The organism is Streptomyces axinellae (genome assembly GCF_039532135.1).
Lineage (GTDB): Bacteria > Actinomycetota > Actinomycetes > Streptomycetales > Streptomycetaceae > Streptomyces > Streptomyces axinellae.
On the sequence record NZ_BAAARJ010000003.1, the window covers coordinates 446,695 to 465,802 of the forward strand.

Below are 19,108 nucleotides of genomic sequence, written 5' to 3' on the forward strand. Positions count from 1 at the left end.
ATCCCGGCCGGTCGCCGCCCTCCACGGGGTGTGCGGCCTCCGCTGTCTGCGCGCGCGCCATCGCCGTCCTCACTCGCCTGTGCTGGTGCCCGTTGCTGTCATGTCCGGTGCCCTGTGTCCGGTATCCGGTCCCGGGTCCGGCATCCGGGGCAGTGCCCGGGGGCCGGGATCCGGTGTCCGATGAACGTTAGGGGATACCGGTTGTTCTGCGGTTGAACCCTTCGGCCCAACTGCGGCTTTCGTCCTGTGAATGAGGGACGTGTGCGGTGGCCCGGCAGGTTCCGCTTACCCCTGCCTGTGACACAACGCGCACATAGGGTCGCGGCATACCGGCGCACCCCACCCGGGATGCGTGGCCGCCCCCCGCCCTACCTGCCGCCCGCACAGCGTCCGCGCGCCGCCGGCGAACCGGCGGGCAGGCCCTCGGGGAAATCCTCCCAGACGCGCGGAGCGCCACGGACCGACTCGGGAGAGTCAGGGGGCCGGAGAGACGGGAGAGATGGAAGAAATGAGAGAGGTGGGAGGGGTGAGAGGGCCAGGGAGGCAAGGAGAGTCCGGGGAGTTCAGGAGAGTCAGGGAGAAGTCGTCCGCCCGGGCGGTCCCACGGCCCGGTTCCGCTTCCCCCGGCCGTCCGGGAACGGCCATCCGGCGCACTACCGGCGGCGGGGCGCGCGTGCCAGCATGGGCGTGGATCCGGAGACGCCGCAGGGGCGCTTCGAGACGACGACACAGGAGTTCAGCCATGCAGCAGCCGACGCAGCCTGCCCGGAAACAGGACGAGACTCCCACCCTGAGCGCCCTGTACGGCGGCAAGCGCAATCGCCGCGTGAGCGTGCGGGACCTCGCACTCGCCAAGGAGCGGGGCGAGAAGTGGCCCATGCTCACCGCCTACGACGCCATGACCGCCTCGGTCTTCGACGAGGCCGGCATCCCCGTGCTGCTGGTCGGAGACTCGATGGGCAACTGCCACCTCGGGTACGAGACCACCGTGCCCGTCACCATGGACGAGATCGCCATGCTGACGGCGGCCGTCGTACGGGGCACCAGCCGGGCCATGGTCGTCGCCGACCTGCCCTTCGGCGCCTACCAGGAAGGCGCGGTCCAGGCACTGCGCAGCGCCACCCGGCTCGTCAAGGAGGCCGGGGCCGGAGCGGTGAAGCTGGAGGGGGGCGAGCGCTCGGCTGAACAGATCCGGCTCCTCGTCCAGTCCGGCATCCCCGTGATGGCGCACATCGGGCTGACCCCGCAATCCGTTCACACGATGGGGTACCGCGTGCAGGGACGGGGCGAGGAAGCGGCGGCGCAGCTGCTGCGGGACGCGAAGGCCGTGCAGGACGCGGGCGCCTTCGCCGTGGTGATGGAGACGGTGCCCACGCCGACCGCCACGGAGGTCACGCGCTCGCTGCACATCCCGACCGTCGGCATCGGAGCCGGCCCCGAGTGCGACGCGCAGGTCCTGGTCTGGACGGACATGGCCGGACTCACCCCGGGCAAGCTGCCGCGCTTCGTGAAGCGGTACGCCGAACTGCGCGGCGCACTCGGCGACGCGGCCCGCGCCTTCGCCGAGGACGTCACCTCCGGCGGGTTCCCGGAGGAGCAGCACAGCTTCCGGTAGAGCCGCCCGCCGGGTGCCCGGTGCCGTCCCTCGTGCCGCCTTTCGTGCCCGTCCCTCGTGCCGCCTTTCGTGCCCGTCCCTCGTGCCGCCTTTCGTGCCCGTCCCTCGTGCCGCCTTTCGTGCCCGTCCCTCGTGTCGCCTTTCGTGCCCGTCCCTCGCGCCCGTCCCTCGCGGAATGTCCGCGTCCGCGAGGGGCGGGGCGCGGGTGCGGGCCGTGCGGGGGCCGGGCTGTAGGTGGGATGTCGGTCGTTTGTCGGTGCCGCCTGGCACATTGTCCTCATGACGCGAGAGAAGACGACGAACGCGGTCGAGGTCCGCGGACTGGTGAAGCACTTCGGGGAGACGAAGGCCGTCGACGGCATCGACCTGGATGTACGCGAGGGCACCGTCATGGGTGTGCTGGGGCCCAACGGGGCGGGCAAGACGACCCTCGTCAGGATCCTCTCCACCCTGCTGCAGCCCGACGCGGGCTCGGCGAAGGTCGCGGGGTACGACGTGGTGCGCCAGCCCCGCCAGCTGCGGCGCACCATAGGACTCACCGGGCAGTACGCCTCGGTGGACGAGAAGCTTTCGGGCAGGGAGAACCTCTACATGATCGGGCGGCTGCTCGATCTGTCCCGCACGGAGGCGCGCAAGCGCGCCGACGAGCTGCTGGAGCGCTTCTCCCTGACCGAGGCCGCCAAGCGGCCGGCCAGCAAGTACAGCGGCGGCATGCGGCGCAGGCTCGACCTGGCCGCCTCCATGATCGGCCGCCCCAAGGTGCTGTATCTGGACGAACCGACGACGGGCCTCGACCCCCGCACCCGCAACGAGGTGTGGGCCGAGGTGCACAACATCGTGGCGGACGGCAACACCGTGCTGCTCACGACCCAGTACATGGAGGAGGCCGAACAGCTCGCCAAGGAGCTGACGGTCATCGACCGGGGCAAGATCATCGCCGAGGGGCGGGTGCCCGAGCTGAAGGCGAAGGTCGGCGGTCGCACGCTGGAGATCCGCCCCGCCGATCCGGGCGAGCTGAGCCGGATGGTCGGCGCACTCGCCCAGGCCGGGCTCGACGGGATCGGGGGTGCCACGGCCGACGAGGAGGCAGGCGTGGTGAGCGTGCCGATCATCAGCGACGAGCAACTGACCGCCGTGGTCGGCCTGTTGGGCGAGCGCGGCTTCGCGATCGCCGACATCGCCACCCACCTGCCCAGCCTGGACGAGGTCTTCCTGGCCCTGACCGGTCAGAAGGCCACCCACAAGGACGACGAGAACGAGCTTGAGGAGGTCGCGGCGTGAGTACCGCCACCGTCAAAGCGCCCCAGTCCACCGGGGGATCCTCCGGGCGGGAGGCGGGCTCGCAGCCCGTGCCGTCCGGCAAGGACGAGGGCCGGATCGGACTGCGGGCGAACCTGCGGCACATCGGCGCGCTCGTACGCCGCAACGCCCTTCAGATAAAGCAGGACCCCGAATCGATGATGGACGCGCTGCTGATGCCCATCATCTTCACGCTGCTGTTCGTCTACGTCTTCGGTGGTGCCATCGGCGGCGGGGGCGGCGGCGGCAGCCGTGAGCAGTACGTGCAGTACCTGATCCCCGGCATGATGGGCATGATGGGCATGTCCATCGCCATGGCCGTCGGCACCGGCATCAACGAGGACTTCCGCAAGGGGGTCATGGACCGCTTCCGGTCCATGCCGATAGCCCGCTCCTCGGTACTGATCGCCAAGTCCGTGGTCGAGGTCGCCCGGATGCTCGTGGCGATCGCGGTCCTGCTGTCCGTCGGATTCCTGGTGGGCTTCGACGTCCACGGGCACTGGCTCGGCATGCTCGCGGCCGTCGGCCTGACCGCGCTGTTCGGCGCCTCGCTGCTGTGGATCTTCATCCTGCTGGGGCTGACCATGAGCACGGCACAGGCCGTGCAGGGAGTCTCCTTCCTGGTGCTGATGCCGATGCAGTTCGGCTCCTCGGTGTTCGTGCCGACCGGCACGATGCCCGGCTGGCTGAAGGCGTTCACCGACGTCAACCCGCTGACCCATGTGGCCAACTCGGCACGCGGCCTGATGCTGGGCGAGGGTGCGGTGGCGAACCCGGTGATGTGGACCGTGATCTGGTCGGTCGGCCTCACGGTGCTGACCGCGCCGCTGGCCATCTCCAAATTCCGCAAGAAGACCTGACGGTCTGTCGGGGGTGGGGTGGTGCGGGCCGTCGGTTCTCCGACGGCCCGCACCACCCCACCACGCTGTCGGCTGTTGCCTGTCGTGTGGTTCGGCCGGTTGTTGCCTGTCGGCTGTCGCCGTGCCGGGCGAGGGGTTCGGTTGTCGGGGATTCCGCCGGACCCGGGCAGTGGGCGCCGCTCGCCGTTGCGGCGGGAAGGGGGACCCCGCCACGGCGGGAAGGGAGGCGCCGTCCGGACGGGAAGGGGGACCCCGCCACGGCGGGAAGGAAACGCCGTCGGGACGGGACGAGGGGGTCGTCTCGGCGGGACGAGGGGGGCCTCTCGGCGGGACGAAGGGGCGTCTCGGCGGGACGAGGGGGGCCTCGCGGCGGAGCTGGGGGTCCCGGGGAGGGAGGGCCGGTTGAGGAGGGGTCAGGGGGCTTTCAGCAGGGTGACGGCCTCGGCCAAGGGGAGGCTGGTGCCGACGGCGTACGCCTCCGCGTATGCCGCCTCGGACAGCGCTTCCCGGGCCGCCGCCTCGGCGGCCTTCCGCGCGTCGCGTTCGACGGGGTGCGGGAAGTGGCCCTCCGGAAGCGAGGATTGGGTGTCGTAGACGCCCAGCAGCCGCGCGGCCGTGACGGGTTCGTCCAGCGAGGCCAGGGCCTGTGCGGCGGTCAGGAGTTGAGTGAGCGTCAGGTGCGGGGCGATGGCCCGCGCTATCGGGTCGCGCGTCTTGCCGATGGCCTCCCGTACCTTCGCCAGGGCTTCGCGCGGGCTGCCCTCCAGCGCGTACGTCCAGCCCAGCAGCCCCTGCACCATTCCGGAGAACAGCTCGGGGGCGCGGTCCGCGAACTGTGCGGCCAGCGGCTCCAGTTTCTCCCTGGCCTGTTGGGTCTGCCCGGTGCGTGCCAGCCGGGTGGCGAGCTGGATGGCGGCGAAGGTGGGCGCGTCGCCGCCGAGGCGTCCGGCCTGCTCGACCGCCTCCCGCAGCAGGCCGTCGCCCTCCTCGGTCAGCCCGGCGTCGCCCATCTCCACCAGCACCGCGCCCAGCCGGGACTTGAGCTGCGGGACCTGGCTGTGTGCGCCGAGTTGCTCCGCGCGCTCGATGGCCAGCCGGTAGTCGGCGGCGGCGGACGCGAACTCACCGCGCGCGGTGAGCGATTCGGCCCGGCCCGAAAGCGCCTCGGCCTCGCCCCAGGCATCCCCGGCCCTGCGGAAGATCTCCAGGCTTTCGGCCGCGTCCGCGGCCGACCGCTCCCACGTCCGGGGGGAGTCGCCGGTGATTTTGGAGCGGAGCCGGAGGGCGAAGGCCAGCTCCCACTCGTAGCCCAGCTCGCGGCAGCCCTCGACGGTCCGGTCCGCGACCTCGCTGAGTCCCGCGAAGTCGCCGCGCATGATCCAGGTGAAGATCCACATGCAGCCGGGGACACGGCAGGTCTGGGGCATTCCGGGGGTGTAGGCCAGCGCGATGTTGGCCAGCGTCTCCTGCCGGCCCGGCGCCGCCAGTTCGGCGACCCCGTCCTCGGCGTCGGCCAGCACCATCAGCCGCACCCCGCGCCGGGCCTCCCACAGCATCTCCTCGCTCAGGGGCGGCGGCGCGTCCGTGCAGCGTTCGTACAACGGCGGTGCGGGCCGCACCGGCGCTGCGAACGGGTCGGGCCCCAGCTCGGCGACGGCCGTCGCCCAGGCACGGGCGTCGCTGCGGTGGTCGCGCAGCTGCCAGAACCAGCCCATGGACAAGACCAGGCACAGCGCCTCGTGCTCGTCGCGCGCGGCCAGGGCGCGGCGCAGCGCGGAGCGGATGTTGTCGTGTTCGCCCTCCAGCCGGTCGAGCCACACCGCCTGCTGGGGACCGCGCAGCAGCGGGTCGGCCGTACGGGCCAGTTCGCGGTAGGCCACCAGGTGGCGGCGCTCGGCCCGCTGCCGCTCGCCGGGCACGGCGTCCAGTTCCCCGGCGGCGTACTCGCCGACCGTCTCCAGGAGCCGGTAGCGCATCCCGTCCCCGTTCGGGTCGGGGACGGCGACGACCAGGGACTTGTCCACGAGCGAGCCCAGCAGCGCCACGATCTGGTGCCCGGCGCCGTCGGGAATGTCGGCGCAGACCTCCTCGGCCTGCTCCAGCCGGCAGCCGCCCGCGAAGACCGACAGCCGCCGCAGCACGGCCCGTTCGGGCTCGCTCAGCAGTTCCCAGGACCAGTCCACGACGGCACGCAGCGTCTGCTGCCGGGGCAGTACGGTGCGGCTTCCGCTGGTCAGCAGCCGGAAGCGGTCATCGAGGCGGCGGGCGAGCTGGCCGGGAGTGAGCGAGCGCAGCCGGGCCGCCGCCAGCTCGATGGCCAGCGGCAGCCCGTCCAGGCGGCGGCAGATCTCGGCGCACGCCTCGGGGTCCTCGTCGATCCGGAAGCCGGCCCGGGCCGAGGCGCCGCGGTCGGCGAGCAGTTGCAGCGCGAAGGGGTCGGGCAGCGGCTCGACGGGCCGCACCGACTCGCCGGGCACGCCCAGCGGCTCCCGGCTGGTGGCGAGCACCGTCACGCCGGGGCACTCCACGAGCAGGGTCTCCACGATTCTTGCCGCCGCGTCGATGACGTGCTCGCAGTTGTCCAGCACCAGCAGCATGCGCCGGTTGGCACACCGCTCGGCCAGCTGTGCGAGGGGGTCGGTGGCCGTGGGGTCGGTGGCGGCGCGCAGGCTCTCGGCGGTGGATCCGCTCAGCACCGTCTCGCGTCCGCCCAGCGCGGTCAGTACGGCCTCGGCGGTCTCCTGGTAGTGGCGCGGGTCCCGTACGGGCGCCAGTTCGGCCACCCATACGCCGTCCTCCCAGCCGGTGCCGGAGCTGTCGCGGGCCCCGGCCGCCGTCTCCAGGGAGAGCCGGGTCTTCCCCGCGCCGCCCGGCCCGGTGAGGGTGACCAGGCGGGCGCTGTTCAGCTCCCGGCCGATGTCCTTGATCTCCTCGCTCCTGCCGACGAAGGAGGTCAGCGCGGCACGCAGATTTCCGGGGGCCCGTGCGGCACGGGGAGGTTCGGGGTCCGGCACGGCACGCGGGACTCCGGGGTCCGGCACGGCACGCGGATCTCCGGGGTCCGGCGCGGTGGCCGGACGGTGGTCCCGGCCTGGGGCCTGCGGCCCTTCCGGCCGGGGCTGCGGCCCTTCCGGCCGGGGCTGCGGCCTTTCCGGCCGCTCTCCGGTGAGCAACTCAGCGTGCAGGGCCCGCAGTTCGGGGCCCGGGTCGGCGCCGAGACGGTCGGCGAGGCGCAGCCGGATGCCCTCGTACGCCTCCAGCGCCTCGGCGGGCCGGCCCGCGTCGCGCAGCGCCCGCAGCAGGAGGGCCTGGAGGGGTTCGTCCAGGGGGTGGTCGGCGGCGAGCTGCCGGACCACGGGCAAGACCGCCTCGGCCCGGCCCAGCGCCAGGTCCGCCTCCGCCCTGGCCCTGCGCGCCGTCAGCTGGCGATCGGCGGCCCGTACGCCCGAGGCGCCGCCCCCGTCGGGCAGGTCGGCGAGCGCGGGGCCGCGCCACAGCGCCAGCGCGTCGTCCAGCAGGGCGGCGGCCTTGGTGGCTTCGCCCTCGGCGAGGGCGGCGGTGCCCTCCTCGGTGAGGCGCTCGAAGCGGAAGAGGTCGATGTCGTCCCGCGCGGCCGTCAGCCGGTAGCCGCCCCCTTCGACGGAGGCGACGGCCTCCCGGCCCAGCGACCTGCGCAGCCTGCCGACCAGCGCCTGGAGCGCGCCCGTCTCGTCAGCGGGCGGCTCCTCGTCCTCGGCCCACACGGCAGCCGCCAGCGTATCCGTGCACACGGCGCGGCCTCCGGCGAGCGCGAGCGCGGTCAGCAGGGCACGCAGCCGCGCTCCGCCGACCGGCACCGGCGTGCCGTCCTCACGGAACACCTGGGTGGTCCCCAGAACGCGAAACAGGTAGCGCACCCTCACATACTGCCAGGACCCGCTCACCCACCGGTCGGCGACGGCCTCCCCGTGGTCCCGGACAGGCGGACCGACCAGGCGGACCGGACCGGCAGACCGAACCGGCGGGCCGGCCGACCGGTCGGGCCGGGGCCGGTCGCGCTCGTGGGCAAGGGCCCATGCCGCATGCGCAGTTCGCGGGGCCCGGCCTCGGCCGGTACGGTCTGGGCCCATGACCAGCGCATCCACCCACCCGGAGCACCACCGCATCAGCCCGGTCTTCCTCGGGCTCGTCGCGATCATGGCCGTCTCCGGCTGGGCCGTGTGGTCCGGCTGGGCGGAGGTGACAGGCGTATCCGTCTTCTTCTTCGTCGTCTCCAGCTGGATCGTCTCGCTCTGCCTGCACGAGTACGCACACGCGCGCACCGCGCTGCGGGCCGGGGACCTCTCGGTGGGCGCGAAGGGCTATCTGACGCTCAACCCGCTGCGGTACACGCACGCGCTGCTCAGCGTCGTGCTGCCGGTGATCTTCGTGATCATGGGCGGGATCGGGCTGCCGGGCGGCGCCGTCTACATCGAGCGGGGCCGGATCGCGGGCAAGTGGAAGCACAGCCTCATCTCGGCGTCGGGTCCGCTGACCAACGCGCTGTTCGCCGCGCTGCTGACCGCGCCGTTCTGGCTCGACGCCGTGGGGGACGTACCGGTCGCCTTCCGCTGCGCGCTGGCCTTCCTCGCACTGCTCCAGGTGACGGCGGCCCTGCTGAACCTGCTGCCGGTGCCGGGTCTTGACGGGTTCGGCATCATCGAGCCGTGGCTGTCGGAGAAGGTGCGGCGCCAGGCCGAGCCGTTCTCGAACTTCGGCATCCTGATCGTCTTCGGCTGCCTGTGGATCCCGGAGGTCAACGGCGCCTTCTGGACCGGCATCGACTCCCTGCTCCGCACCCTGGGCGTCTCCGACCTGGAGACCTTCCTCGGGCTCGAATACTTCCGCTTCTGGCAGGGCGAACCGCAGAACGTCTTCGTGCCGTAGGGGTGCGCGAGATGCGCCCGCGAAGTGTGAGGTGTGAGGTGTGAGGTGCGCCGGGGGGCGCGGGCGGAGGGCGCGGGGCGCGGGGCGGCTACTGCTGTGCCGTCTCCTGCTGTGCCGTCCGGCGCCGGTGGTAGTACCAGGCCATGTTCGAGGTGAGGCCCGCCAGGAGGATCCAGACCACGCCGAGCCAGCTGCCGTTCACGAAGGAGACCACCGCCGCGGCGACGGCCAGCAGGCAGATGACGGTGGCGTAGAGGGCGAGGCCCTTCGGGGCGCGGGCTGGCATGGGCGGGGTCTCCACGGGATGGTTGTCGGTGCGACGGCGGGGGCGCCGGCCGCGCTGCACACGGGGGTGGTGTGCGAGGGCCATTCTCCCCCACCCCGCGGGCCCGGCGACGCTCACCCCGCTTGGCCAGTGGCGCCTGTCCCGTCCGCGCGCGTCCGGCGCGCCTCACGGCCGATACCACCCCGCGCCCGGCACGGAAGTCCCGTCCGCGCGCGTCCGGCGCGCCTGCCTTCTGCCGTACATCACGTCGGCGAGTGCGACGAGCAGTGCGGCGGCGACGAAGCACAGTGCCGTCAGCAGGCCGTGGTCCAGCGCCGTCGCCCAGTTGTGGCTGTCGGCCAGTGCCGCGAAGAAGACCGCGCCGACGGCCGCGATCCCCGCCGCGGAGCCGATGCGCTGCCCGGTCTGGAGCACTCCGCCCGCCGCGCCGCCCTGGGCCACGGGTACGGACTGGAGAGCGAGGGTCTGGTTCGGGGCGATCACCAGCCCCGAGCCGAGCCCGCCCACCAGCATCGGCGCGGCCAGCGCCCAGCCCACCGAGTGGTCCTGCACCTCGTGCACGGCCAGCCCCGCGCCCGCCAGCCCGATCACCACCATCACCAGGCCGGCGGCGATCAGCGGCCGTCCGACCCGGGTGATGAAGCGTCCGCCGACGGCTGCCGAGGCCGCCGAGCCGACGGCGAACGGGGTCAGCGAGAGCCCTGCCTGGAGTGCGCTGTAGCGCATCCCGTTCTGCAGGAAGAGGGTGAAGACGAAGAAGATGGTCGTGAACCCGGCGAAGTAGAGCAGCCCCAGCAGCGCGCCCAACGAGTAGGAGCGGTCGGCGAACAGCCGCAGGTCCACCAGCGGCTCGCGCCCGGCCCGCAGATACGACCGCTCCCACCACAAGAACGCGCAGAGCAGCAGCACCCCCGCCGGCTCCAGCAGCCACTTGCCCTGCCCGTGCCACTGCCGCTCCTCCACCAGCGGCAGCATGATCGCGAGCACTCCGGCACCCAGCAGCAGCACGCCGACCGGGTCGAAGGACTCCCGACGCGAGCTGTCGTGTTCCGCGCAGGCGGCGGGCACCAGGCGCACGGCGAGGAAGAAGGCCAGCACGCCGATGGGCAGGTTGACGAAGAACACCCAGCGCCAGCCCTCGGCGGCCCCGAACCCCTGGATGAGCAGTCCGCCCAGCAGCGGGCCGACGGCGGTGGAGATGCCGATGGTGGAGCCCAGCAGCCCGAACGCCTTGCCGCGCTCGGCACCCCGGAAGAGCTGCTGGATCATGCCGGAGATCTGCGGGATGAGCAGCCCGCCGCCCATGCCCTGGACGAGCCGCGCGATCACCAGCCAGCTCGGATTCTGCGCCAGGCCACAGGCCACGGAGGTGACGGTGAACAGCACGAGCCCCGCGAAGAAGGCAGTACGCCGCCCCAGCGCGTCGCCCAGCCGTCCGGAGGGCACGAGGACGAGGCCGAAGGTGAGCGCGTAGCCGGAGACCACCCACGAGAGGTCCGACTCGGAGGCGCCCAGGCCCTGCTCGATGGAGGGCAGCGCCACGTTCACGATCGAGACGTCGAGCAGGGCCATGAAGCCGACGAGCAGGCAGACCGTGAGGGCCTTCCAGCGCCGGGGGTCGGGGACGTACTCCCCCGATTCCCCGGGCTGCCCATGCTGCCCGGACTCCCCCGCCCGCGCGGCGGCGGAGGAGGACGGCTCCGCTCCCGCCCCTTCCGGCTCCGTTCCCATGCCGTGCCTCCCGGCGGCCTCGCCGCGCTGGCCGGACTCCGCATTGTCCCCATGATGTGCGGGGACGGGGCGGCGCGCACGGTGGAGACGCCCGCGGAGGAGGAGGTGACGGAGGAGGAGGTGACGGAGGAGGGCCGCGCAGGCTCGCGGGACCATGCGCAATTTCCGTCACCGGTTCAGGGGGTGACGGAGGCCAGCCCTCTCCGTGGGCCCGCCAGGGCCCTCGGCCATGGTCCCGCCGGGCCCTCAGCCGTGGGCCCGCCAGGGCCATCAGCCGCCGTCAGCCGTGGGCCTGGTCCGCCAGCTGCCGGGTGAGGTCCGTGACCTGCGCTTTGGTGAGCGCCGTACGCTCCTCACCGAGGGAGACGACCAGCGCGAGGTCGCCCTTGCCCTCGGCGGGAAGCCGTACGGAGGCGACGTTCCCGCTGGGCGTCAGCAGCGGGTCGCCGGGCGCCTCGGACGCCCTCCCCCTGGACGCCCTGGCGGCGTAGCCCTTCAGCTCCGTCATCGTCATACCCGCGTCGTGCTGGATCTGCGGGAGCAGCACATCGAGCGCCGCCCCCTTGCGGACGCCGACGGTGAAGAGGCGGGCCCTCTCCTGGCCGATGCGGTAACCGCAGCTCACCAGCGCGCCCTTGGACAGCGTCAGCGGGGCGCCCGGTTGGCGCCGGTCGGCGGTCTCCCCGTTGACGGTGCCCGCACGAACCCGCTTCCCGACCGCGGCGGCCTTCGCCGCTGCGGCCATGTCATAGCGCACCGGGCAGGTCGCCCCGGGACCGGCCGCCATCCTCGCGACCCGGCCGACGCTCAGCGGCCCGTGCGACCCGGCGTCGGAGTCCGGGCCGGAAGCGGAACCCAACCCGGCCTTGGCCCTGGAGCCGGAGCCCGCGCCCGAATCCGAACGCGAACCGGAATCCGAACCGGAATGGGAGCCCGAACAGCTGGCCAGCACCCCGGCGATGATGGCCGCCACCACGAACCCCTGATATTTCCGCTGCTCCCCCACCGCGCCGTGCCCTCAGATGTCAGTGAGGCGGACGCCCGCGTGCGCCGTGTAACGGCGGTTGACGGAGATGAGGTTGGCGACCAGCGACTCCACCTGGTGCGCGTTGCGCAGCCGTCCGGCGAACACCCCGCGCATCCCGGGGATGCGTCCGGCGAGCGCCTGCACGATCTCGCAGTCGGACCGCACCTCGCCCAGCACCATCACATCGGTCTCGATCTCCGCCACCTCGGGGTCGGCGAGCAGGACCGCCGAGAGGTGGTGGAAGGCGGCGGTCACCCGCGACTCGGGCAGCAGCGCGGCGGCCTGTTCGGCGGCGCTCCCCTCCTCGGGGACCAGCGCGTAGGCGCCCTTCTTGTCGAAGCCGAGCGGATTGACGCAGTCCACGACGAGCTTGCCCCGCAACTCCTCGCGCAGCGACTCGACGGTCTTGGCGTGGCCCTCCCACGGCACCGCGACGATCACGATGTCGGAGTCCCGCGCACACGCGGCGTTCTCCGCGCCCCGCACGCCGTGCCCGATCTCGTCGGCCGCCTGCCGCGCCCGCTCGGCGGCCCGCGAACCGATGATCACCGGCTGCCCGGCCCGCGCGAGCCGATAGGCGAGTCCGCGCCCCTGATCCCCGGTGCCACCGAGCACGCCGACGGTCATCCCGGAGACATCGGGCAGCTCCCAGGGGTCCTTCTTGGGCGCGGCGGCCTTGGCGGCACCGCCGCCTTCGGGGGCGGAGGAATCAGGAGAAGTCATACACCGCATCCTGCCACCCCGCCCCACGCCCCGCGCGTGGCGGGCACCCTGAAGGTGATCACACTCCGCGCGTGCGGTGCCGCTGACGGGCCGCCTCGTACAGGATCGCCGTGCCCGCGTTGGCGGCGTTGAGGGAGCTGGCGGTGCCGTGCATGGGGATGTTGACCGTGTGGTGGCAGGCGGTGCGCCAGGTGGTGCTCAGGCCGGTGGTCTCGTTGCCGATGAGGAGGAGGACGGGGCCGGTCAGGTCGGCGTCGAAGAGGGGGGTGGTGCCGTGTTCGTCGGTGCCGATGAGGGTGACGCCGTGGTTGTTGGCCGGGGCCTGGGCCAGCCAGTCGGTGACCTGGTGGGGGGAGGCGGCCCGGACCGTGGGGAGGGCGAAGAGTGAACCGGTGGCGGCCCGGACCGCCTTGGGGTCGTAGACGTCGGCCGCGTGGCCGGTGACGATGAGGCCGTCGGCGCCGAACGCGTCGGCGGAGCGCAGCAGGGAGCCGATGTTGCCGGGGCTGGTGGGGCGGTCGAACAGGACGCCGAGGAAGGCGGGGCCGACCGGGATGCGGGTCAGGTCGTCGGGGGGCATGCGCACGACCGCGATCAGTTCGGCGTCGGCGTCCTCGCGTTCGCTCAGTTCGGCCAGCAGGTCGGGCGCCATCGCGACGCGCTCTCCGGGCGCCCCGGAGTCCAGCAGGTCGCGGGCCCAGTCCGACAGGCGGCGGCCCGAGGCGTAGAGCAGGGCCGTGGTGTGCCAGCCGTGTTCGACGGCGAGTGTGACGGGGCGTACGCCCTGGACCAGGAACTCCCCCGCCCGCTGCCGCTTGTTGCGGTTGGTGAGGAGAGCCTGCCACTGCTGGAACCTGGCGTTGCGGGTGGTGATCTGGACGGTGCGCACGCAGGTGAGGGTATCCGCCGGGCGCGTGCCGCACGGATCCGCCGCCCGCGCTCGCGGTCAGCCGAGCTCCGCCACCGGGATACGGCGGAAGGTGATCGTCTCGTACGCGCTGTCCGTGCCCGTCTCGTACAGCAGCCCGAGGGTGTCCTCATCGACGCGCACGAGGTCGGAGTAGGCGGCGCGCCGCTCGTCCACGGTGTGCGCGGTGCGCCAGGTGACGCCGCCGTCCGCGCTGGCCCGTACGGCCATCCGCTGCCGGGTACTGGGGTGGGACGGCGCGGAGAACAGCAGCACGTCGGGGTCGCGCAACTGGAGGAGGCTGCCCTGGACGACCGGGGCCACCAGGTCGGGCCGGGGCTCGAACGGCGCGGTCAGGGCCTGGCCGCCGTCGGCCGAGCGCGCGTCGGCGCGGTGCGCGGGCACGTCCGCATTGTTGCGGGTGTTGAAGTAGACGGTGCCGTCCGGGAGTTCGGCGCCGGTCGTCTCGTTGACGTTCACGCGGCCGTCCGGATCGTCGTCCACGTAGCCGATCCGCCAGGTGGCGCCGCAGTCGTCGCTGAGCAGGTCGTGACCCCCGTAGTAGCGGTCCTCGGTGCCGTCGTCGCCCGGAAGGGCGGGCGGCAGGGAGTGGTTGGCCGGGACGACGACGCGGCCGGTGGTGAGCTGGAGGGCGTGGCCCGGGGTCGTCGCGTACCAGCGCCAGCCCGGGAGCTTGACCGCCTCGGTGATCTCACGCGGCTCGCCCCAGGTCAGCCCCGCGTCCTGGCTGAAGCTCAGCCACACCCGGCGGCCGTCCTCGGCGCTGACCTCGCCGCGCCGGATGCGTTCCTCGGTGGCGTCGGCGGCGTTGCGTACGAACACCAGCAGCAGGCGTCCGTCGGCCAGGACGACGGGTGCGGGGTTGCCCGCCGTGCCGGGCTCGCTCCCGGGCCCGTCCGGTGGCCCGTACCGGGCGACGACGCTGAGCGCGCCCCAGGTCAGGCCGCCGTCCGCGGAACGTTTGCACACGATGTCGATGTGCCCGCTGTCCCCGGCGGAGTCCACCCGCCCCTCGGCGAACGCCAGCACGGCGCCGTCCGGCGCGCGGACACAGGCGGGAATCCGGAAGCCGGCATAGCCCTCGCTTCCGGCGCGGAACGGTACGGAATTCTCGTACGGCATCGAGCGGCCCCAACTGCCGGATACGGACGGTTGCCTGACCTGCCGCGCACGGTAGGGAGGGGGTGGCCGAGGGTCAAGGAACGGGACGTGAACCGAGCGCCAAGAACGGGGGCGCCGGTCTGGGACCTTGCCGTTCACGCGTCACCCCCTGAACCGGTGACGAGGACAGACAGGTGCCCGGCGGGCCACTCGGACCGCCCGACCACTCGGGCCGCCCGACCGCTCAGGCCGCCCGACCGCTCAGGCCGCCCGACCACTTTCAGGGGAACGCGGCCTGGAACGGGGGGCCGTCAGCGGAACCGGTACGACAATCCGGGGGCATGGATGCCGTAGAGGTCGCAGCGCTCCGGGAAGCGCTGACGGGGAGCGAGTGGCTGCGGGACGCCCGGCGGTTCGGCGGCGCGCTGCGCGCCAGCGTCGGAGCACACCGCGGGGGCACCTCGCGGCCGAGGGCCGGGGGCGCCTCGAAGTCCGGGGGCGGGCTGCTCATCGTCGGCACGGCGACCTACGAGCCGTGGCACCTGGCCGCACACCTGGACGACGAGGCCGCGTGGTCGGGCATGCCGGAGCTGGCGCCCACACTGGTACGGCACGCGGTACCGCGCTCGGCCCCGGCGCACCTGTCGGTGGGGCTCGGGAGGATCGAGGGGGCCAGGCGCGGGGAGACACTGCTGGTCGTCAGCGGGGAACGGGGCGCCGGAGACGGTTTGCTGACCCGTCTCCACGACGCGCGACGCGCGGGCGCCACGCTCTTCGCTCTCGCCTCCGCGGGCGCGGCGACCGAACTGGACCGGCTCGCACATGAGAGCCTCACCGCCGACGCCGGGGAAGGGCTGGGCCTTGAGGTCGTCCAGCACCTGGTGAGCGCCGCGGCGGGCGAGACGCTGTCCCCCCGACGGGTGGGGAGCCGCTTCCGCGACCACCTCTCCCGCCTCGCCGACCTCCTGACGGCACCCCCGCCGCCGAGCTGGTGAGAGCCCCCAGCCGATCCGGTCCGGCGGCGTGGCCGACGGTGGTGGAGCGGCCGGTCGGCCGGGGCGGAGGCCGTCCGGTGAGCGGGACGAAGCCGCTGCCGCGCGGGCACGGACCACTCGGGAGCCCGCGCGGGCTGCTCCAGCGCTATTGGAAGCCGGGCCTGACAGCGGGGAGCCTCAAGTGACCGCCGTCCCGCTCCCCGGTCGCCGGGGGAGCTGTCAGGGGGACCAGGAGACCCACGAGCCCCAGGAGAAATGATGCCCACACCTGCGCCCCGCGCGGCCATCGCCATGGACAAGGCCGCCGCCGAAGCCGTCCTCAAGCCCGCCGCCAGGCGCCGGCTCCGCGAGGCCGTTGACCTCGCCCCGGACGTTCTGGACGACTTCACCACTGAGGCAGCGCTGCGGACCCTGGCCACCACCGAAGTGCTCATCACCGGCTGGGGCTGCCCGCCCCTGGACGCGGCGGCGCTGGCGCGGACCCCGGCGCTGCGGGCCGTCGCCCACACGGCGGGCAGCACGCGGGCCCACCTCACCGAGGCGTGCTGGGCCCGCGGCATCGAGGTCTCCTCGGCGGCAGCCGCCAACGCGCTGCCGGTCGCCGAGTACACGCTCGCCATGATCCTGCTGGCGGGCAAGCGGATCCTGGAGTCGGCCCGCGCCTACTCCCGCACGCGGGCCCGCGAGCACTGGCTCCTGCCCGACCCGCACCTGGGCAACTACCGCCGCACGGTGGGCATCCTCAGCGCGTCCCTCATCGGCCGCCGCGTCATCGAACTGCTGCGCCCGCACGATCTGGAGGTGCTGCTGTACGACCCGTACGTGGACGAAGCGCAGGCGGCGGCGCTGGGCGCGACCAAGGCGGCGCTGCCCGAACTGTTCGCCGCCGCCGACGTGGTGAGCGTCCACACCCCGCTGCTGCCGGCCACCCGGGGCCTCGTCGGCGCGGCCGTGCTGGGCGCGATGCGGGAGGGGGCCACGCTCATCAACACCGCGCGCGGCGCCGTCGTCGATCAGGACGCGCTGACGGAAGCGCTGGTGGGCGGCCGGATCCGGGCCGTGCTGGATGTGACGGAGCCGGAGGTGCTGCCGCGCGGCCATCCGCTGTGGGAGTGCGAGAGCGTGCTGCTGACCCCGCACCTGGCCGGCTCGCAGGGCAACGAGCTGGACCGGCTTGCCGATCTGGCGGTCTCCGAGGTGCACCGCTGGGCGGCGGGCGAGGGGTTCGCGCACGCTGTGCGCGGCGACCGCCGGGAGCTGCTGGCATGACCGCCCCCGAACGGCCCGGCGACCTGCGGCCACTCCGGAACGATGGCCTCCGCCCGCTCCGGCACGACGCCCCTCACTGGCTTCGACTCCCCCCGTACGACTGGGAGTTGAGCCCACACACCGGGTACACGAGGGCCCACTGGGAGGCGGTGGCCGACGGCATGCTGCGGGCCGCCTGGCGGTGGGCGACCCCGCGTGGCGCGCTGCTGCACCTGCCGGGCCGGGCCTCCGTCTCGGGGGTGCGCTCGGACGGGCTGGAAGGTTACGCGCGGACGTTCCTGGCGGCGGCGTTCCGCAGCGCGGGCACCCACGGAGTGGAGCCGGGCGCCCACGGAGTGGAGCCGGGCGCCCGCAGTGCGGATCCGGGCGCGTCCGGGGCCGGCCCCACCGGGCCCGGACTGCTGGAGCGCTACGCGGCGGGGCTGGCGGCGGGTACCCGTACGCCGGGGCGCGAGGACACCGAGTCCTGGCCGCCGATCCTCGGCCACCCGGGCCGGGGCCAGCCCATGGTGGAGTCGGCCTCGGTGGCGCTCGGACTGCGGCTGACCAGGCCATGGCTGTGGGACCAGTTGGAGGAGGGGGTGCGGGAGCGGGCGGAGGCGTGGCTGCGCGGCGCCCTTCGGCACGCTCCCGCGCCCAACAACTGGTACCTCTTCCCGCTGACGGTGGCCGGGTTCCTGGAGTCGGTGGGGCGCGGGGACTCGGAGACCGCGGGCGCGATCGAGCGCGGGCTGTCGCTGCTGGAGGGCTGGTGGCGGGGCGAGGGCTGGTACGCGGACGGGGACGGGCGGGCCTTCGACCACTACAACGGCTGGGCGCTGCACCTGTATCCCGTACTCCACGCCCACCTCGCGCACGACGAGGCCCTGTTGACCCGCTACGGGCCCCGGCTGCGGGAGCACCTGGCCTGCTTCGGGCTGATGTTCGGCGGCGACGGGGCGCCGCTGTACTTCGGGCGCTCGCTGACCTACCGCTTCGCCGCCGGGGCCGCCGTCGCGCTCGGCGCGCTCACCGGATACACGCCGCTGGCGCCCGGCGTCTCGCGACGGCTGCTGAGCGGGGCGCTGCGCTATTTCCTGGACCGGGGCGCGTTGGACGAGGAGGGGCTGCTGACGCCGGGCTGGCACGGCCCGCACGACGCCACGCTCCAGGACTACTCGGGCCCGGCCTCGCCGTACTGGGCGTCCAAGTGCTTCGCGGCGCTGCTCGTCCCGCCGGACGACCCGCTGTGGACGGCGCCCGAGGAAGCCGCGCCCGGCGAGGGCCCCGACCGGGCGCTGGCACTGGCGGCGCCCGGTCTGCTGCTCCAGAGCACGGGCGCCGACGGCCTCGTGCGGCTGCACAACCACGGCAGCGACCGTGTGCGCCCGGAAGCGGGCGAGCGGCACGCGGAGGAGGATCCGCTGTACGCGCGCTTCGCGTACTCGACGGGAACCGGCCCCACCGCGCGCGACAACGCCCCCGACAACCATCTCGCGCTCCAGTTGCCGGGCCGCCCCGGCGAGTGGAGCGCACGGCGGCGCATCGAGCCGCTGGGCGCCGCCTCGGCCCCGGACGGCGGCTGGGGCTGGGCGGCCTCCCGGCACCGTCCGGTCTTCCCACCGGACGGACCGGTGGTCCCGTCGCTGTGGGTGGAGAGCGTGACGGTGGTGCGCGGGAGATGGGAGGTGCGGGTGCACCGCGTGGTGGGAGCGCCGGAGGGCACGCGGGTGCGGCTCACGGGCTGGGCCACGGCCCCCGCCCCCGAGCGGGGGCCCGGATCCGGGCGCGGGCCTGGGCCCGGGTCCGAGCCGGGTCCCGGACCTGGGCGCGGATCTGAGCGCGGGCCCGGGCAGCGTGGGTGCGGGACCGGCGGGCTTGAGCCGCTGTACGGGCTGGCCGCCGCCGCGCCGCTGCGGGCACCGCACGGTACGGCGTTCGCCCGCTGGGTCCGCGTCCCCGCGCTGGAGGGCGAGGTGCGGGGGCCCGGGCCCGGCAGCGTGTGCGCGGCACTCGCCTGGCTGGGCGCGGCGCCGGAGGCCGGGAGGGTGTGCAGCGCCGTGGGGGCGGACGCCGACGGGGTGGGTGCGGGTGACGCGGGCGCGGAGGCGGCGCGTCCGGTGGTCCGGGTGACCGACGGCGCGCTCCGCGTCGGCTGGCCGGGAGGCGGCGTACGGCTCACCTTCGACCCGCTCACCGTCACCCCTCACACCGGCACGAGCACGGGTCGCACCGGCACAAGTACGGGCACCGGCGCCCCGTACACCGTCGAGCCGGGGTGAGGCACGGACGACAGGGCGTGGGAGACAGGGCGCGGGAGACAGGGCGGGTGGGCGGGCCCGGAGACGACGGGTGGCCCCCCCCCCAGGGGGGCGGGGCGCCCGGGGGAC

14 protein-coding genes are annotated in these 19,108 nt (G+C 73.9%); 7 read left to right on the forward strand and 7 right to left on the reverse strand.

Going from position 1 to position 19,108, the window contains the following annotated elements; all coding sequences use genetic code 11:
* The first annotated feature begins 742 nt into the window (after positions 1–742).
* The 3 genes from panB to ABD339_RS06460 all read left to right on the forward strand — a co-directional run bounded on the left by panB (position 743) and on the right by ABD339_RS06460 (position 3,774).
* Positions 743–1,615 carry a 3-methyl-2-oxobutanoate hydroxymethyltransferase gene (gene panB / locus ABD339_RS06450; protein ID WP_344563031.1) on the forward strand — a complete coding sequence of 291 codons (873 nt, stop codon included), beginning with the start codon at positions 743–745 and terminating at the stop codon, positions 1,613–1,615.
* A 279-nt stretch (positions 1,616–1,894) separates the two neighbouring features.
* A complete protein-coding gene (locus tag ABD339_RS06455) occupies positions 1,895–2,896 on the forward strand; it encodes an ATP-binding cassette domain-containing protein (RefSeq protein ID WP_344563033.1) in 1,002 nt (333 codons plus the stop codon).
* Positions 2,893–3,774: an ABC transporter permease gene (locus ABD339_RS06460; protein ID WP_425575902.1), complete on the forward strand. Its 882-nt coding sequence runs from the start codon at positions 2,893–2,895 to the stop codon at positions 3,772–3,774. Before ABD339_RS06455 ends, ABD339_RS06460 begins: the two co-directional genes overlap by 4 nt.
* Before the next feature lie 413 nt (positions 3,775–4,187).
* Here ABD339_RS06460 and ABD339_RS06465 read toward each other — a convergent pair whose 3' ends face one another.
* Positions 4,188–7,676 (reverse strand): AfsR/SARP family transcriptional regulator, encoded by a 3,489-nt coding sequence (locus ABD339_RS06465; RefSeq protein ID WP_425575910.1) that lies wholly within the window; start codon positions 7,674–7,676, stop codon positions 4,188–4,190.
* Between the two features lie 205 nt (positions 7,677–7,881).
* Here ABD339_RS06465 and ABD339_RS06470 point away from each other — a divergent pair, with 205 nt between their 5' ends.
* A complete protein-coding gene (locus ABD339_RS06470) occupies positions 7,882–8,679 on the forward strand; it encodes a site-2 protease family protein (protein WP_344563036.1) in 798 nt (265 codons plus the stop codon).
* 88 nt (positions 8,680–8,767) lie between these two features.
* Here the strand turns inward: ABD339_RS06470 and ABD339_RS06475 are convergent, their stop codons facing one another.
* The 6 genes from ABD339_RS06475 to ABD339_RS06500 all read right to left on the reverse strand — a co-directional run bounded on the left by ABD339_RS06475 (position 8,768) and on the right by ABD339_RS06500 (position 14,496).
* Positions 8,768–8,965 carry a hypothetical protein gene (locus tag ABD339_RS06475; RefSeq protein WP_344563038.1) on the reverse strand — a complete coding sequence of 66 codons (198 nt, stop codon included), beginning with the start codon at positions 8,963–8,965 and terminating at the stop codon, positions 8,768–8,770.
* 165 nt (positions 8,966–9,130) lie between these two features.
* Positions 9,131–10,696 (reverse strand): MFS transporter, encoded by a 1,566-nt coding sequence (locus ABD339_RS06480; RefSeq protein ID WP_344563040.1) that lies wholly within the window; start codon positions 10,694–10,696, stop codon positions 9,131–9,133.
* A gap of 280 nt (positions 10,697–10,976) precedes the next feature.
* On the reverse strand, positions 10,977–11,702 hold the full coding sequence (locus tag ABD339_RS06485) for a hypothetical protein (protein ID WP_344563042.1): 726 nt from the start codon (positions 11,700–11,702) through the stop codon (positions 10,977–10,979).
* Between the two features lie 12 nt (positions 11,703–11,714).
* Positions 11,715–12,446, reverse strand: coding sequence for an NADPH-dependent F420 reductase (npdG, locus tag ABD339_RS06490; RefSeq protein WP_344563044.1), 732 nt, complete (start codon positions 12,444–12,446; stop codon positions 11,715–11,717).
* A gap of 58 nt (positions 12,447–12,504) precedes the next feature.
* Positions 12,505–13,335 carry a TrmH family RNA methyltransferase gene (locus ABD339_RS06495; RefSeq protein ID WP_344563046.1) on the reverse strand — a complete coding sequence of 277 codons (831 nt, stop codon included), beginning with the start codon at positions 13,333–13,335 and terminating at the stop codon, positions 12,505–12,507.
* A 57-nt stretch (positions 13,336–13,392) separates the two neighbouring features.
* A complete protein-coding gene (locus ABD339_RS06500) occupies positions 13,393–14,496 on the reverse strand; it encodes a sialidase family protein (RefSeq protein WP_344563048.1) in 1,104 nt (367 codons plus the stop codon).
* Positions 14,497–14,816: 320 nt separating this feature from the next.
* Between ABD339_RS06500 and ABD339_RS06505 the strand changes: the two genes are divergently transcribed.
* From ABD339_RS06505 to ABD339_RS06515, 3 genes are all read left to right on the forward strand, one after another.
* On the forward strand, positions 14,817–15,470 hold the full coding sequence (locus ABD339_RS06505) for a hypothetical protein (RefSeq protein WP_344563050.1): 654 nt from the start codon (positions 14,817–14,819) through the stop codon (positions 15,468–15,470).
* Positions 15,471–15,725: 255 nt separating this feature from the next.
* Positions 15,726–16,739, forward strand: a complete 1,014-nt coding sequence (locus ABD339_RS06510; protein ID WP_344563052.1) for a hydroxyacid dehydrogenase — start codon at positions 15,726–15,728, stop codon at positions 16,737–16,739.
* A gap of 107 nt (positions 16,740–16,846) precedes the next feature.
* Positions 16,847–19,000 carry a DUF2264 domain-containing protein gene (locus ABD339_RS06515; RefSeq protein ID WP_344563054.1) on the forward strand — a complete coding sequence of 718 codons (2,154 nt, stop codon included), beginning with the start codon at positions 16,847–16,849 and terminating at the stop codon, positions 18,998–19,000.
* Positions 19,001–19,108 lie beyond the last annotated feature (108 nt).

Bases quoted from the DNA above. Each gene is read 5' to 3' on its own strand.
- panB (WP_344563031.1), top strand. From the start codon at position 743: ATGCAGCAGCCGACGCAGCCTGCCCGGAAACAGGACGAGACTCCCACC.
- ABD339_RS06455 (WP_344563033.1), top strand. From the start codon at position 1,895: ATGACGCGAGAGAAGACGACGAACGCGGTCGAGGTCCGCGGACTGGTG.
- ABD339_RS06470 (WP_344563036.1), top strand. From the start codon at position 7,882: ATGACCAGCGCATCCACCCACCCGGAGCACCACCGCATCAGCCCGGTC.
- ABD339_RS06475 (WP_344563038.1), bottom strand. From the start codon at position 8,965: ATGCCAGCCCGCGCCCCGAAGGGCCTCGCCCTCTACGCCACCGTCATC.
- ABD339_RS06480 (WP_344563040.1), bottom strand. From the start codon at position 10,696: ATGGGAACGGAGCCGGAAGGGGCGGGAGCGGAGCCGTCCTCCTCCGCC.
- npdG (WP_344563044.1), bottom strand. From the start codon at position 12,446: ATGACTTCTCCTGATTCCTCCGCCCCCGAAGGCGGCGGTGCCGCCAAG.
- ABD339_RS06500 (WP_344563048.1), bottom strand. From the start codon at position 14,496: ATGCCGTACGAGAATTCCGTACCGTTCCGCGCCGGAAGCGAGGGCTAT.
- ABD339_RS06505 (WP_344563050.1), top strand. From the start codon at position 14,817: ATGGATGCCGTAGAGGTCGCAGCGCTCCGGGAAGCGCTGACGGGGAGC.
- ABD339_RS06510 (WP_344563052.1), top strand. From the start codon at position 15,726: ATGATGCCCACACCTGCGCCCCGCGCGGCCATCGCCATGGACAAGGCC.